This window comes from Vibrio sp. MM46 (genome assembly GCF_027587135.1).
Classification (GTDB): domain Bacteria; phylum Pseudomonadota; class Gammaproteobacteria; order Enterobacterales; family Vibrionaceae; genus Vibrio; species Vibrio harveyi.
Genome location: NZ_JAPPTO010000111.1, coordinates 1 through 487, shown reverse-complemented (window position 1 = coordinate 487; position 487 = coordinate 1). Strand labels below are relative to the sequence as shown.

General features: G+C 50.9%; 1 pseudogene. It reads left to right on the top strand.

The annotated features are described in order from the left end of the window. Window positions 1-487, top strand: a pseudogene (locus tag OH459_RS28165) (type IV secretion system protein TraC); the annotation flags it as partial.

Genomic DNA, 487 nt, shown 5'->3' with positions numbered 1-487 from the left:
TGGTAAGAGTTTCTTAGTTCAGGAGATAGCCAAAACCGTCTACGCCATGGGCGGTAAAGTGTGGATACTCGACAAAGGTGTCAGCTATAAAAAAATCACCCTGAGCCTTGGTGGCACTTATATGACGCACGCCAATATCTTCTTAAACCCGTTCACCCATCTTGGCGCCATGCAGGACGCTGACTTTGAGTTTGTGGACGACGAAGGCAAGCCAGTAGACCCAATGATGGAAGCGCTCGATAACATCACGGCTCTGTTTGCGACCATCGCTTCGCCTTACACACCACTGACCGCATTTCAGCAAAGTGTGTTAGGCGATGCCATCGTGACCGCATGGGAGCGCAAGGGCAACCAAGCACTCGTGGATGATGTCAGAGATGCGCTGATTGAGATTGCCGGAGAAGAGAGCGATCGACGCATCAAAGATATTGCCGTGCAGCTGAAAAAGTTCTGCACTGACGGCATGTATGGCGACGTGTTCAACAAG